General features: G+C 41.0%; 12 protein-coding genes and 5 tRNA genes. 4 read left to right on the top strand and 13 right to left on the bottom strand.

Annotation, left to right across the window (positions count from 1 at the left end; translation table 11 throughout):
- Positions 1 to 114 precede the first annotated feature (114 nt).
- The 9 genes from lon to QQK00_RS19790 form a co-directional block, all read right to left on the bottom strand.
- Positions 115 to 2,460: an endopeptidase La gene (lon, locus tag QQK00_RS19830; RefSeq protein WP_284219434.1), complete on the bottom strand. Its 2,346-nt coding sequence runs from the start codon at positions 2,458 to 2,460 to the stop codon at positions 115 to 117.
- A gap of 99 nt (positions 2,461 to 2,559) precedes the next feature.
- A complete protein-coding gene (clpX, locus tag QQK00_RS19825) occupies positions 2,560 to 3,837 on the bottom strand; it encodes an ATP-dependent protease ATP-binding subunit ClpX (RefSeq protein WP_284219433.1) in 1,278 nt (425 codons plus the stop codon).
- A gap of 47 nt (positions 3,838 to 3,884) precedes the next feature.
- Complete coding sequence (gene clpP / locus QQK00_RS19820) at positions 3,885 to 4,514, bottom strand: ATP-dependent Clp endopeptidase proteolytic subunit ClpP (protein ID WP_284219432.1); 630 nt, start codon at positions 4,512 to 4,514, stop codon at positions 3,885 to 3,887.
- 99 nt (positions 4,515 to 4,613) lie between these two features.
- On the bottom strand, positions 4,614 to 5,918 hold the full coding sequence (gene tig, locus QQK00_RS19815; protein ID WP_284219431.1) for a trigger factor: 1,305 nt from the start codon (positions 5,916 to 5,918) through the stop codon (positions 4,614 to 4,616).
- Positions 5,919 to 6,186: 268 nt separating this feature from the next.
- Positions 6,187 to 6,263: transfer RNA gene (locus QQK00_RS19810), tRNA-Pro, on the bottom strand.
- A gap of 23 nt (positions 6,264 to 6,286) precedes the next feature.
- Positions 6,287 to 6,371 (bottom strand) — tRNA-Leu (locus QQK00_RS19805).
- A gap of 17 nt (positions 6,372 to 6,388) precedes the next feature.
- Positions 6,389 to 6,464 (bottom strand) — tRNA-His (locus QQK00_RS19800).
- Positions 6,465 to 6,495: 31 nt separating this feature from the next.
- Positions 6,496 to 6,572, bottom strand: a tRNA-Arg gene (locus tag QQK00_RS19795).
- A 25-nt stretch (positions 6,573 to 6,597) separates the two neighbouring features.
- A tRNA-Pro gene (locus tag QQK00_RS19790) sits at positions 6,598 to 6,674 on the bottom strand.
- A 228-nt stretch (positions 6,675 to 6,902) separates the two neighbouring features.
- On the opposite strand from QQK00_RS19790, the gene folD reads away from it, so the two are divergent.
- The gene (folD, locus tag QQK00_RS19785; protein WP_284219430.1) at positions 6,903 to 7,760 is read left to right on the top strand and encodes a bifunctional methylenetetrahydrofolate dehydrogenase/methenyltetrahydrofolate cyclohydrolase FolD; all 858 of its coding nucleotides are present in this window, start codon (positions 6,903 to 6,905) and stop codon (positions 7,758 to 7,760) included.
- A gap of 8 nt (positions 7,761 to 7,768) precedes the next feature.
- Positions 7,769 to 8,311, top strand: a complete 543-nt coding sequence (locus QQK00_RS19780) for a DUF1415 domain-containing protein (RefSeq protein ID WP_284219429.1) — start codon at positions 7,769 to 7,771, stop codon at positions 8,309 to 8,311.
- Between the two features lie 18 nt (positions 8,312 to 8,329).
- Here QQK00_RS19780 and QQK00_RS19775 read toward each other — a convergent pair whose 3' ends face one another.
- Both QQK00_RS19775 and QQK00_RS19770 read right to left on the bottom strand, forming a co-directional pair.
- A complete protein-coding gene (locus tag QQK00_RS19775; protein WP_284219428.1) occupies positions 8,330 to 9,070 on the bottom strand; it encodes an ABC transporter permease in 741 nt (246 codons plus the stop codon).
- A 22-nt stretch (positions 9,071 to 9,092) separates the two neighbouring features.
- Positions 9,093 to 10,001 carry an ABC transporter ATP-binding protein gene (locus tag QQK00_RS19770; RefSeq protein WP_284219427.1) on the bottom strand — a complete coding sequence of 303 codons (909 nt, stop codon included), beginning with the start codon at positions 9,999 to 10,001 and terminating at the stop codon, positions 9,093 to 9,095.
- A gap of 155 nt (positions 10,002 to 10,156) precedes the next feature.
- Between QQK00_RS19770 and QQK00_RS19765 the strand changes: the two genes are divergently transcribed.
- Complete coding sequence (locus QQK00_RS19765) at positions 10,157 to 11,605, top strand: sensor histidine kinase (RefSeq protein WP_284219426.1); 1,449 nt, start codon at positions 10,157 to 10,159, stop codon at positions 11,603 to 11,605.
- Complete coding sequence (locus tag QQK00_RS19760; RefSeq protein ID WP_284219425.1) at positions 11,602 to 12,240, top strand: response regulator; 639 nt, start codon at positions 11,602 to 11,604, stop codon at positions 12,238 to 12,240. The genes QQK00_RS19765 and QQK00_RS19760 overlap by 4 nt, the downstream gene beginning before the upstream one ends.
- Before the next feature lie 32 nt (positions 12,241 to 12,272).
- On the opposite strand, the gene QQK00_RS19755 is transcribed toward QQK00_RS19760, so the two are convergent.
- Together QQK00_RS19755 and QQK00_RS19750 are read right to left on the bottom strand one after the other, a co-directional pair.
- Positions 12,273 to 13,256 (bottom strand): isoaspartyl peptidase/L-asparaginase family protein, encoded by a 984-nt coding sequence (locus QQK00_RS19755; RefSeq protein WP_284219514.1) that lies wholly within the window; start codon positions 13,254 to 13,256, stop codon positions 12,273 to 12,275.
- A 255-nt stretch (positions 13,257 to 13,511) separates the two neighbouring features.
- Positions 13,512 to 14,525 carry a DUF4340 domain-containing protein gene (locus QQK00_RS19750; protein WP_284219424.1) on the bottom strand — a complete coding sequence of 338 codons (1,014 nt, stop codon included), beginning with the start codon at positions 14,523 to 14,525 and terminating at the stop codon, positions 13,512 to 13,514.
- Positions 14,526 to 14,533 lie beyond the last annotated feature (8 nt).

Below are 14,533 nucleotides of genomic sequence, written 5' to 3'. Positions count from 1 at the left end.
TAAGGTAGCATAACTAAATACATTGTGAATACCTTAAATTGAAAAAAAATGGTTTTTTCCAAGTTTTTTTTTCAAAACTATATTGCACCGCTCATAATTCATACAAAATAGTGCTTAAGACACTATTCCCGCTGATTCCACTGGCTGTTCAAGCGCCACTTCAAGCACTTCGTCTATCCATTTAACCGGCTTAATATTTAAGTCTCCGATCACATTGTCAGGTATCTCTTCCAAATCACGCTCATTCTCATGTGGAATAACAACCGTTTTTATGCCGCCGCGATGCGCTGCTAATAACTTTTCTTTCAGTCCACCAATAGCTAATACTTCGCCTCTTAATGTAATTTCACCCGTCATCGCCACATCACATTTAACTGGGTTTCCTGTTAGCGAAGACACTAAAGCAGTGCACATGCCAATACCTGCACTAGGGCCATCTTTTGGCGTTGCACCTTCAGGGACATGAATATGGATATCTCGCTTTTCGTAAAAATCTTCGTTAATACGTAATTTTTCTGCACGAGAACGCACCACAGTCATTGCAGCTTTAATCGACTCCTGCATAACATCACCTAACGAGCCAGTAGCAGTCGTCTTACCTTTACCGGGTACAGATGTAGTTTCAATGGTTAATAGGTCACCACCTACTTGTGTCCAAGCTAAACCTGTTACTTGCCCAATTTGATTATTGTTATCAGCCTTACCATAATCAAAACGCTGCACTCCAAGGTAATCTTTCAAATTGCCTTCATTCACCACTACTGGTGCTTTATCTTTCTTTAAAAGAATATTTTTAACTGCTTTACGACATACCTTCGATATTTCTCGCTCTAAACTTCTAACGCCAGCTTCACGTGTGTAATAGCGAATCATGCCGATAATTGCTGACTCTTCTATATTTAACTCTTTCGCTTTAAGTCCATTTCTACTTTTTTGCTTTTCTATTAAGTGACGTTGAGCAATATTTAGTTTTTCGTCTTCGGTGTAACCTGAGAGTCGAATCACTTCCATACGATCAAGTAGTGGACCAGGTATATCCATACTATTTGAAGTCGCAACAAACATTACATCTGACAAATCATAATCAACTTCTAAGTAATGGTCACTAAACGAAGAATTTTGCTCAGGGTCTAGCACTTCAAGCAGCGCTGAAGACGGATCTCCTCGCATGTCAGATGACATTTTATCTATTTCATCGAGAAGAAAGAGTGGGTTTTTCACCCCAACTTTAGACATTTTTTGTACCAACTTCCCCGGAAGTGAGCCTATGTAGGTGCGTCTATGACCACGGATCTCAGCCTCATCTCTCACGCCACCCAAGGCCATCCTCACGTATTTTCGTCCTGTTGCCTTAGCAATTGACTGCCCAAGCGATGTCTTACCTACACCTGGTGGGCCAACTAAACATAAAATAGGCCCTTTTAGTTTCTTAACGCGCTGCTGTACTGCTAAATACTCTAAAATACGCTCCTTCACTTTCTCAAGACCATAATGGTCATCATTCAAAATGAGTTCAGCTTTACCGAGATCACGTTTAACAGGGCTACGTTTGTGCCAGGGAACGGCAACTAGCCAGTCAATATAAGAACGAACAACTGTCGCCTCTGCAGACATTGGCGACATCATCTTTAACTTATTAAGTTCAGCATTGGCTTTATCTAATGCCTCTTGAGGCATCTGTGATTCTTGAATTTTTTTACTTAACGCGTCAAATTCATCTGGTGCTTCATCCAGCTCACCGAGTTCTTTTTGAATAGCTTTCATTTGCTCATTTAAATAATACTCACGTTGGCTTTTTTCCATTTGCTTTTTAACGCGAGTTCTTATTTTTTTCTCAACTTGCAGAAGGTCAATCTCTCCTTCCATAAGTGCCATGAGAAACTCAATACGCTCATTAACGCCACTCATTTCTAGTACTTTTTGCTTTTCAGAAAGCTTAAGCGGCATATGTGCAGCCATTGTATCTGCTAATCTCGCGGCATCCTCGATACCATTAAGAGAAGTTAACACTTCAGGTGGAATTTTCTTATTGAGCTTTACATAACCTTCAAACTGAGATACCGCTGAACGTATTAGTACTTCTTGCTCAGCTTCGTCCATTTGAACATCATCAATTAACGACACATCTGCAACGAAGAAAGGTTCTGTTTCCACAAATTCTTCTGTTTGCGCTCTAATACTCCCCTCAACGAGTACCTTTACGGTGCCATCAGGGAGTTTTAATAATTGGAGGATAGTGGCAACGGTTCCAACAGTGAATACATCCGAAATTTCGGGATCATCGACACTTGCTTCTTTCTGTGCGACTAAAAATACTTTTTTGTCATTGTCCATTGCAGCTTCAAGGCATTGAATAGACTTCTCTCGTCCCACAAATAATGGAATTACCATATGAGGATATACAACGACATCTCTTAACGCCAATACTGGCATACTTCTGAGTAAATTTTTCTCAGTCATTTTTCTCTCTAATTTACGCTATTGCTTTTTATATGGGGACGTGAAAACAAAGTTCAAATATGGGATGCAAAAAAGGGTCATAAATGACCCTTTTAATTGTTACTCAGAAACAGCCTTTTTATCGCTGCCACCTTCATACATCAAGATAGGTTTTGACTCACCTTTGATCACCGCCTCATCAACAACAACTTTGGCCACCTCACTATTTGATGGCAAATCGTACATCGTCTCTAATAAAACAGCCTCAACGATAGAACGCAGTCCTCTCGCACCAGTCTTTCGATGTATAGCCTTTTGTGCAATAGCACGTAATGCATCTTCGCGAAACTCAAGTTCAGTGTCTTCAAGTGAAAATAAAGCTGCATATTGTTTTGTAATTGCATTCTTTGGCTCGGTTAAAATTTGAATTAGCGACTCTTCGCTCAACTCTTCTAAACTAGTGACTACTGGTAATCGCCCGATGAATTCAGGAATGAGGCCATATTTTACTAAGTCTTCAGGCTCAACCTCTTTGAATAAGGTCGAAAGTGCCTTTTTGTTGTCAGTAGATTTAACCTCGGCGCCAAAGCCAATCCCAGTGCCTTTTGCTGAGCGCTGCTCAATGACTTTTTCAAGTCCTGCAAATGCACCGCCACAAACAAATAAAATTTTACTTGTGTCAACTTGCAAAAATTCTTGTTGCGGATGCTTTCTCCCGCCCTGAGGTGGCACAGACGCTATTGTTCCTTCAATCAACTTAAGTAAGGCTTGTTGTACCCCCTCACCAGATACGTCTCTTGTGATGGAAGGGTTATCTGATTTGCGCGAAATTTTATCAATCTCATCAATATAAACAATGCCGCGTTGCGCCTTTTCAGGATCGTAATCACACTTTTGAAGTAGCTTTTGAATGATATTCTCAACATCTTCACCAACATAACCTGCTTCAGTCAACGTCGTAGCATCTGCCATGGTAAAGGGAACATCCAAGAACCTAGCAAGTGTTTCTGCCAATAGTGTTTTACCGCTGCCGGTAGGACCGATAAGCAAAATATTACTCTTACCAAGCTCAACTCCATTGTGAACATCGCCGTTTTTCAGACGTTTATAGTGATTGTATACTGCTACCGACAACACCTTTTTCGCATGCTCTTGTCCGATAACATAGTCGTCCAAGTGTTTGTGTATTTCATTTGGCGTAGGAAGGGCATCAGCTTTTCCTTTCGGAGAAATTTCCTTAATTTCTTCGCGGATAATGTCGTTACACAATTCAACGCATTCATCACAAATAAATACAGATGGACCAGCAATCAGCTTACGAACTTCATGCTGGCTTTTACCGCAGAAAGAACAATAAAGTAATTTATTATCGCCCTCTTTGGTATGGTCATCACTCATAATACTCGCCTATATAATTTAGTATTTTCTAGATTTCAGAAAACCTATTAATCTTCTTTACCAACTTCCGATCTGCTATTAAGTACAGCATCAACCAATCCATAATCTACAGACTCTTGCGCACTTAAGAAGTTGTCCCTGTCAGTATCCTGTGACACTTTTTCGTAATCTTGACCCGTATGTTCCGCCATTAAACGATTCATCTTCTCTTTTATAGACAGGATTTCCTTTGCGTGAATTTCAAAATCGGACGCCTGTCCCTGAAAACCACCTAAAGGCTGATGAATCATCACTCTAGCATTTGGCAAACAATATCGTTTACCCTTCGTTCCGCCAGAGAGTAAGAAAGCTCCCATACTTGCCGCCTGACCAATGCAAACAGTGCTCACATCTGGTTTGATAAATTTCATTGTATCATAAATTGCCATACCTGCAGTTACAGACCCACCAGGCGAATTTATATATAAGTAAATATCTTTTTCAGGATTTTCAGCTTCTAAGAAAAGCATTTGCGCCACGATTAGGTTAGCCATATGGTCTTCTACTTGGCCAACAAGAAAAATAACATTTTCTTTCAATAACCGTGAGTAAATATCAAATGAACGTTCACCTCTTGCGGTTTGTTCAATCACCATTGGGACTAATGCGTTCGTTCGATCAAAAATCTCTTTATTCATTTGCGCTCTTTTAAATTTAGTCTACATAAAAAAAATGCTCGGACAGTCCGAGCATTTAATCAGTTTAAAAGGAGTTAAGTCAATGACTCTGACAATAAATTATGCCTTTTTGTTCATTACGTCATCAAACGCTTTTTTAACTTCTTTCACTTTGGCTTTTTCTAATACCTTATCAATCGCTTGTTCTTCTAGCGCAAGGTTTTGAACTTGTTGTAAAAGTTCTTTATTGCCTTTGTAATACTCAATGACTTCTGCAGGGTCTTCATAAGCAGACGCTGTTGACTCTATAATGGCGTCAACTCGAGATTCTTCAACCTCTAATTTTTCTTGCTTGATGATTTCGCCTAATATTAGACCAATGCTAACGCGGCGTTTTGCATTATCAGCAAACAAGTCAGCGGGCAAATCAGGGACATTTTGTCCGTTACCTTGCTGTTCAAAACGTTGTTTTGCTTGTTCACGCAGTGCATTAACTTCTTGGTCAATCAGGGCTTGAGGTAAATCAATTTCGTTTTTCGCAAGTAAACCAGCAATCACATTCTCTTTAGTTGTTGATTTCAGTGTCTGATCTAGCTCACGTTGCATGTTCTTTTTAACTTCTTCTTTCAATGCATCGACACCACCGTCTTCTACACCAAATAACTTAGCGAACTCTTCGTCCACCTTTGGAAGGTTAAGACCATCGACCTTTTTAACGGTAATAGTAAATTGCGCGTCTTTACCTTTTAATGTCTCTGCATGATAGTCTTCAGGAAAAGTAACATCTGCCACAACTTCCTCACCAACTTTAGCACCAATTATTGGTTCTTCGAAGCCTGGAATCATTTGACTCTTGCCAAGTTCGAGAGGGAAGTCTTCAGCTTTTCCGCCTTCAAATTCTTCACCGTCAATCGTACCAACAAAATCGATTGTTAACTTATCGCCCTTCTTCGATTTACGTTTAACTTCTTTGTACGTTGCATGCTGTTTTTGAAGTGTTTTCATCATTTCATCAAGATCTTTTGCCTTGATAGTCACAACAGGCTTCTCAACCTCAACTTCCTCGATACCCTTTACTTCAACATCAGGGTATACTTCAAAAACTGCAGCAAATTCAAAATCAGCCCCATCTTCGTCCTTCACAAGATCAAATGATGGCATACCCGCTGGATTAATTTTCTCTTGCATTATTGCTTGATAGAAGTGTTGTTGCATCACATCACCAGCGACTTCTTGACGCACAGCTGCACCAAAACGCTTTTTAATGACACTTACAGGAACCTTACCCGGACGGAAACCATTAATTCGTTGTGTTTTTGCTAATTGTTGTAAACGAGCTTTAACTGCCGAATCAATAGATTCAGCAGGGACCGTGATATTCACACGGCGTTCTAATCCTTGAGTAGTCTCTACAGACACTTGCATTATTCTACCTCAACTGTGCGCGTTTTCTGCGCTTTGTGACATATTAAGTAGCTAATCTGAAGCTACATTAATGGGCGCGAAACAAACGCCCCGTTATAAAAAAGACGCCAGATTATACAGAGTGAGAATAGCAGAGTCGAGAAGTTTGATTGAATAACACATAATTTTTATCATTAAATGTTATTTGACCCCACATTTTCGAAACTTTACTAAAAAACGCTGAAAATAAAACTCAAAAATCGTAGATGTTTAATTTATTTGAAGAAGATGGTCGGTGAGATAGGATTTGAACCTACGACCCCTTGGACCCAAACCAAGTGCGCTACCAAGCTGCGCCACTCACCGATAAATCTGGAGCATTTAAGAGATGGTGCGGAAGGAGAGACTTGAACTCTCACGCCGTGAAGCACTGGAACCTAAATCCAGCGTGTCTACCAATTCCACCACTTCCGCATAAATATTAGAGAAGATGGGGTGGACGATGGGATTTGAACCCACGACAACCGGAATCACAATCCGGGGCTCTACCAACTGAGCTACGCCCACCACTGTTTCTTCTTTCACATAATCTTTTTGCTGGCGCGTCCGGCAGGATTCGAACCTGCGACCACCCGCTTAGAAGGCGGGTGCTCTATCCAGCTGAGCTACGCACGCGCTGTAATCACTTTCAAGCAAAAAGTGGTCGGTGAGATAGGATTTGAACCTACGACCCCTTGGACCCAAACCAAGTGCGCTACCAAGCTGCGCCACTCACCGACTGTTTGCTGTAACGGTAAAAGCTCTACCGCTACGGGGGGCGCATATTACCGAGATGATGCCATGGCGTCAAACATTTTTTGATAGCAAAAGTGGTTTTTTTTAATATGTTGAAAAAGCAAACAAGTATTGATTTATTTTTATTCTTAACCATTGGCAGCATTTGTTATTTGATCTAACAACAAGGTACAATAGCCCAACTTTTTGAGACATCCTTCCCTATCCTAAATGAGCGCACAACTAATCAATGGCAAGCAGATTGCCAAACAAGTAAGAGAAACCATTAAAGTATCTGTCGATAATATAAAAGAAGCAGAACGTCGCACTCCCGGACTAGCGGTAATATTGGTAGGCGAAAATCCTGCGTCACAAGTGTATGTGGCAAATAAAACAAAAGCGTGTGCAGAAGTAGGCTTCGTTTCAAAAGAGTACAAATTACCACCTGACACCGCACAGGAATCTCTTTTAGCCCTCGTCGATGAGTTAAATGGAGATGCTGAAATAGATGGCATATTGCTACAACTACCTTTACCCGCAGGTTTGGACCCTGATCCGATATTAGAACGCATTCATCCACATAAAGATGTTGACGGTTTTCACCCATACAACATCGGTCGTCTAGCGCAGCGTATGCCAGCGTTACGCCCTTGTACACCTAAGGGCATCATGACAATGATTGAGTCGACAAAAAAACCAATCAAAGGAATGCATGCAGTTATCGTCGGCGCTTCAAATATTGTAGGGCGTCCAATGGGCCTCGAATTATTGCTTGCGGGTTGCACTGTGACCACATGTCACAAATTCACTCGCAATTTGTCCGAATTGGTAAAACAAGCAGATCTTTTAGTGGTTGCCGTAGGCAAACCTAAATTTATCCCTGGCGATTGGATTAAGATAGGCGCTATTGTAATTGACGTTGGCATAAACCGCCTAGAGGATGGTTCCCTAACGGGGGATGTGGACTTCGACGTAGCGAAAAAACACGCGGGGTGGATTACACCTGTTCCTGGCGGCGTAGGTCCAATGACAGTAGCGAGCCTTATTGAAAACACATTGGAAGCCTACGTAAAGTTTCATTCGGAATAAAGCCGCACATGTCTGCACCGACGATAGAGAAAAAAATATATACGTGGCTAGATGAGGTGATTATAGGCCAAAACTTTTGTCCTTTCGCAAAAAACGTTAGAATAAAGCAACGAATAAAGCTCACCTTATCCGATAACACGTCGCTAACTGCGGCTGTTTCAGACGTGTTAAAAGAATGTGATGCGTTAACTGCGCATGATAGTAGCCAAATAGATACAACTTTACTCGCTTTTACGAAAGGGTTTGATGACTTTCAGCGCTATCTAGATTTACTTGAGGAAGTCAATTTCGTTGCCAAAAAAGCTGAATTTGAAGGTATTTATCAGTTTGCTAGCTTCCATCCCAACTATCTATTTGAAGGTGAGCCCCCAGATAGTCCTAGCCATTACACTAATCGCTCACCGTACCCGCTTATCCATATACTCAGAGAAGACTCATTAAGTCGCGTACTTAAGCATTACCCAAACCCCGAAGGTATACCCGAACGAAACATATCTCACGCGGAAAAACTGGGCATCAGTTTTTTTAGACAATACCTGAATGAGTATTAGATACACACTAGGTAGTTCCTAGTCCACTATATCCCGCTTATTTAGTATTGTAGCGCCGACGCTTAGCAACGTTAAACCGAACACTCCCCCCCATATAGAAGCTAGGTTAGAGGAATCATCATAACTGAACAAGGTGACAGCCAAATGATAAGTCCATGGGTCATATAGCCAGTATGTTGAGTTGGCAACAGTGACAGCGATAACCGTCATGGTGATACCAATAACTAGGGGTAGCACTATGCTGCTAAACAACCAGCTAACAATATGACCAATCACCACAATTGGTACAATTGAAAGCATCACTTTCGGCAAATCGAATACAAAGGGAGCAGAGAAAGGTGTTGTTGCTTCATATCCAATTAAGATCAAACATAAAATACTAGCGCTTGCAAATAGATACATCAATGCAACAGCAAATCCAATGCATAGCCAACTAATAAAGGCTTTTACAACAAATAACTGCCACCGTTTAACTGGCATCGTCGCCATAAATCGCCAACCGTTACTTCTGTGCTCTGTAGCGTTAATCAAGGTCGTAATAAGCGCTACAAATAGTGGTAACATTAACATGTACCAAAGGTTGGTCACTCCATACCAATAGCTTATCCAGCCTTTTTCAGCAACTACTCTGCCACCACGTTCAAGTACCATCAAAAACTGTAAGCCCACAATACTCAACGGACATAAAAAAGTCATTAAAAGTGCTTGTGATCGTTTCAATTTAGTCAGTTCAATCAATAGTAATTTTGTCGCCATCATGCGAAAAAGTCCTTAATTACCGTTAACTTGCTGCCTTCTGGTGGCTTACTTTCATAAACACATTTTCTAAAGACTGTTGGCAAAAGCTCGACTGCCAAAAATCCACTTTGTTCTTCGATAGTAAATGGTGCACCTGAGCGCATTCTTCTCGTGTGACTTTGGATACCAACAAATCTCCATCTTGGTCAGAAGAGCAATGGAAATTGGCATTCGATAAAACGACATTTGCTTTTGAAAGTGCTAGGCAAGAAATCCTCAGCTCACCACTTGTGCCCTTCAAATTGTCTAAACTGTCTTGTTTAACGATTTCTCCCCCATGAATTACAGCGATATGGCTTGCTATTCTCTCAATTTCCGATAGCAGGTGACTTGACACAAAAACAGTACACCCTGCTCTTTCCGGCAAATATTTAAGTAATTCACGCATGTCTTGCATACCTTGGGGATCTAAGCCATTAGTTGGCTCATCTAATATCAGCAACTTTGGTGATCCTAAAAGCGTGTTGGCAATGGCCAGCCGTTGTTTCATACCCAAGGAATAGCCGGATATTGACTGTTTTTTATAAGCTGAAAGGTCGACGACTTCTAGCACACGCTCAATTTCTTTGCGTGGAAGGTTTTTTAATCTTTGAGAAAATGAAAGAAACTCGCTCGCTGTTAAATTTTCATACAAAACGGGCGTATCAACGATACATCCAATGTTCACAAAACCAGCGGGAAGTACCTGTTTCACAGGTTGATTAAATAGTCTAATTTCACCATGACTAGGGTTGAGCATACCAAGCATCAACTTGATTACTGTAGACTTACCCGCGCCGTTATTGCCTAAAAAGCCAAAAACACTATTTTGAGCAACTGAAAAAGTGACATCGCTTAACACTTTGTGATACTGGAAGGACTTTGATACCTGATTAAACTCTATTACATTCATATTCATTGGCTTATTTATTCAGTAATACAAATATTAAAAAGTAATATAAGCCTTTATGCATCGGTTTGGATGATGATCTTATCTAGGTCTCTAGACCGATGAAATGAAGCTAAGAATGAAGTAAGGTTGGAGCGACGTAATCACAAATAAGTACTATGACTAAAATTAAGTTTTATCAATCATTAACGTTCAAGCTAACCTTGGCACTGACAGTCGTCGCGTATTTGTTATCGCTTATGTTCTATATTGCCCAAATCTTCATGATTGATCGGAACACACAACCAAATATTGAATTAGATGCGTGGTTCAACAAAGTACAAGCAAAATTAGAACAAATTGTAAAAAACGACGAAAACAAAATGATGATGGAACAGCAATTGGGTAATGTTTTTACCCAGCCAAGCATGTCATTTTCTTTTAATAACAGAGAGTATGAGGTTGACGTAAATGGTGTCGCATTAATTTCAAAGGATTCGACACTACTAGCACAAGTCGGAGATTTTTCCTTTGTTGAGGGTGACGTAGGCGCTCAGGTACCAATTCGTTCGCGTGATGACTTAAGTGATAGCATAGTTGGGCACTATAACACTGGCCTAGAGAGATATGACAAGAATCACGTTTACATTCGCCCGATAATAAACTCTGAAAGTCAAATCAGCGCAATAGCAATGTTTTTACTACAATGGCCTGACGCGCAATTTGAATCAACTAATTTACACTTTTTGCAAAATCATCTATTCCCCGACGCACTCATCAATTCATTGATACCATTAATATTTGTTTTACCTTGTGGCTTCTGTATCATTTTTTTTGCGGGTAAGCAGTTAAAGTATCGCCTAAACCACCTTTACACAACGATTGCCTTTTGGTCAAAGGGGGAATTGCATCATAAAATTGAGCTGTCTAGTAATGACGAATTGGGGATAAGCTTTCGCCGCCTTAATAAGATGGCAGATGAGCTAGCAAAAAATATTCAAGCAGACCATCAACTACACATACTACAACACCGCAATGTACTGGCGGCCGAACTACATGATACAGTTAAACAGCAGTTGTTTGCCAATAACCTCAATTTAGCAACTTGCCGTCAAGTATTAGAATCAGACACTGCACAAACTAAATCCCTGATTGATTTAATTGCTAAGCAAAACCAAGCTATTTTTGACAAAATAAACGCCTTGGTCTCAACATTGCACCGCCCAGAAACAAACACACCAATAAGAAACCAACTTGAAAACTTAATACAGGACTGGCAGGCCGTGCATTCATTAACTGTTGAGTATGAAATTACCTTAGATACCGAACTCAAACTCCCTGCGCCTATCCGCGAAATATGTAACCAAGCGACAAGGGAAGCTTTGCAGAATATACATAAGCACAGTAACGCGACAGAAGTATCAATAAACGTTTGGATGGACAAAAAAACGATATATCTAAGTATTCAAGACAACGGTAACAATGCTAGTTGTACCTCATTGGGTCAAGGTCTAAAAATACTAAAATCAAACGTTGAGTTCAATGCTGGAACCTTATTGATTGAAACGCATGATGAAATTGGTTTTAGCATAGCAATACAAGTACCCTTAACAGAGGATACAGTGTGAAAATTATTCGCGTTATGACAGTGGATGATCATGAAATAGTTCGCCAAGGCATCAATAGCTTTATCAACACGCAGGAAAATATACGCATTGTTGGCGAAGCAGATTCTTCAAAGTCTGCAATCTCGGTAGCCAAAACGATAAAACCAGATGTAATTCTAATGGACTTACAGCTTGAGCATCATCATAGCGGCATTGAAGCAACAGAAGCAATAAAACAACAAATACCAAACTGCGAAATAATTATCCTGACGTCTTACTATCAAGATGATTACATTTTTCCAGCATTAGCGTCGGGGGCTTTATCATACTTGTTGAAGGACGTAAGCCCTGTTGACCTAGTGGACGCAATCGTCAAAGCCGCAAATAAGCAAACGGTTCTGTCGCCAATTGTCGCAAATCGTATTTTGAAAGAGCACTACAAACCTGCCATTGATCCTTTCATCTCTCTAACAGAGCGAGAGCAGGCTATTTTGAAACTAATAGCACAAGGCTTAAACAATACAGAAATAAGTGAACAGTTGTTTATCAGTATCAAAACGGTGCGCAGCCATGTAAGCAATATTTTAAGTAAACTGCAACTCCGCGACCGAACCCAAGCAGCCGTGATGGCATGGCAACAAGGAATAATGAGCTGAGGTTGATACATACTACTAAAGCCTTGAACACACTACTCCGCGTAAATCTGAACACTCACCCTCCCCTCGACATCGACACTTGCTCGATACATGCCAGCGGAGTTAAATGGCATAGCAATGTTTCCCTGTGTATCGATAATAATGACGCCGCCGGAGCCAGCATCAGGCGAAAGTACCTTGTGAATGACTTCATGCCCGGCTTCTAATATCGTTTTATTGCTGTATTTCACTCGACTACAAATATCCGCAGCAACCTGATGACGAATAAAATACTCGCCATGCCCCGTCGCTGATACGGCGCAACTCTCGTTATCAGCCCAAGTTCCAGCGCCGATAATGGGAGAGTCACCTATACGCCCCCAGCGCTTTGCAGTCATCCCTCCGGTTGACGTGCCTGCGGCAAGATTCCCATGTTTATCGAGGGCTACTGCGCCAACGGTACCAAACTTATAATCAACAACATCGGGGCTAAGGTACATAGCATGGTCATTGCTCAGTATGTTCGCTTTTACCTTTTTGAGTGCATCTTTGCGGCGCTTAGTATTGAAAACGCTATTCTCGACCATTGCCAATCCTTGCTGCCGAGCAAAATCATCTGCCCCTTTCCCACTGAGCATGACATGCACTGATTCATTCATTACCGCCTGAGCAGCAGCAATAGGACTTTTGATGTTTTTAACTCCGGCGACTGCCCCAGCCTGTTTGTCCTGCCCTCGCATGATAGACGCATCGAGTTCATGATTTTCATCCCACGTAAATACGGCGCCAACACCCGCGTTAAACAAAGGCGATTCTTCCATGATTTGAATCGCCTTAATGACTGCCTCTTCGCTAGTCCCGCCTTGTTTCAACACCGCATAACCTGCGGTGACCGATTCTCTTAATTTGGCGCGGTATTCCTGTTCTTTTTCACTCGTTAAGTTAGCTTTAGTAATAGTTCCAGCACCTCCGTGTATTGCAAATGCGATGGGAGATTCCGCTAGACTGTTAAAAGAAACACATGTAAAAAGGCACATGAATAGAAAGATTGAAGGACCCGCTCTCATAGGTTAGTTCCGTTTGTTTGTAATATCTCGCCTAAATAACGAACATCAACAAGAAAGTAAGTTAAGCACAAATATAAAGTATATACGTCTTTTATTTAACTCTACCATGGTGGTCGCAATAAAGTGAATAAACTTAAGCCGGCTCCTTTTGATCCTCATTTATAAACCTAGTAATTGCGTTTATTCGCCTAACTCAAATTAGCACATAGTAATAACAAGCTGAAACTATTCAGCCTCGACAGGTTTTTCAACCAAAAAATCATCAAAGGTTTTGAGCAATTCACGTGCTTGATAATCCTGAAGCTCATACACCCACTCATTTACATAGGCTTGTTCTCCATGGGTATTAAAATGTGCAAAATACCGCTCGCTTTCCTGTATTAGTCTGAGCGAATGAATATTTCCCTGAATATCTTCAATCTCGTAAGACGCTAAAATTGCATTGTCTTGCCACTGTTCCGCTGTCATTGTGCTCACTGAAATAAAGTCGAGCGACATAACACTTTCAACAACGTCATCTACGATTGAAGCAAAGCGCAATTCATCTTCTTCCTCGTTAAAGTTTTCAAGTACAAAACCAGAATCACCCGTATCTGCTGGCTCTTTGGATCGTATAACCCAAGCAGTTTCATCTCCAAGTCGTTTAAGTGATTTAACATCTGCTAACTCAAGATTTAGCATGTTTGGTGAGAGCCAAGCATACTGGTCAGATGGCAAACTAAAGGATTTATCCGTCAGCCACATTTGGCTTTCATCAGCGTACCTTAAATACTGACCATTTTGGATACTGGCTTGATTACCTAACAGTAGCGCTACCTTACCCGTTGAAAACTCGAGATTAACCAAAGTCGCTGCCGAGTCAGACTCGGTAATTGCAGAGAGTCCTAAACGCGCGCGATTTTCAGCACGTTTACTCTTAGCCTCCACTAAATTTGCATCCATTGATGTTTGAACAAACGAGGCAAGTAAGGACTTTTCAATAGGGTATGGTAAGTCGTCTGCGAGGTGCGTTGCATACCAAGTATTATTGTCAGTTTGCTTGCTCGCTTGAAAAAGAAGACCACCAGCATTTTCTATGCGCACAGCGATAAGGTCAGCATCGCGAAAACTCGCATTGATGAGTGCTTGATTTGAGTCATCTGCGGGATCAATATCTTTCTGCTCCATATTCAAAGACAACACAGCGCCCGCGACCAAAACAACTAGCACAATAAGTATTGCAATTAATTGCTTCTGCATAACATCCT

It is taken from the genome of Agaribacter marinus, from assembly GCF_030160655.1.
In the GTDB taxonomy this organism is placed as follows: Bacteria; Pseudomonadota; Gammaproteobacteria; order Enterobacterales; family Alteromonadaceae; genus Glaciecola; species Glaciecola marina.
Note: the sequence above shows the minus strand (reverse complement) of the source record. Positions and strands in the feature narration are given on the sequence as shown.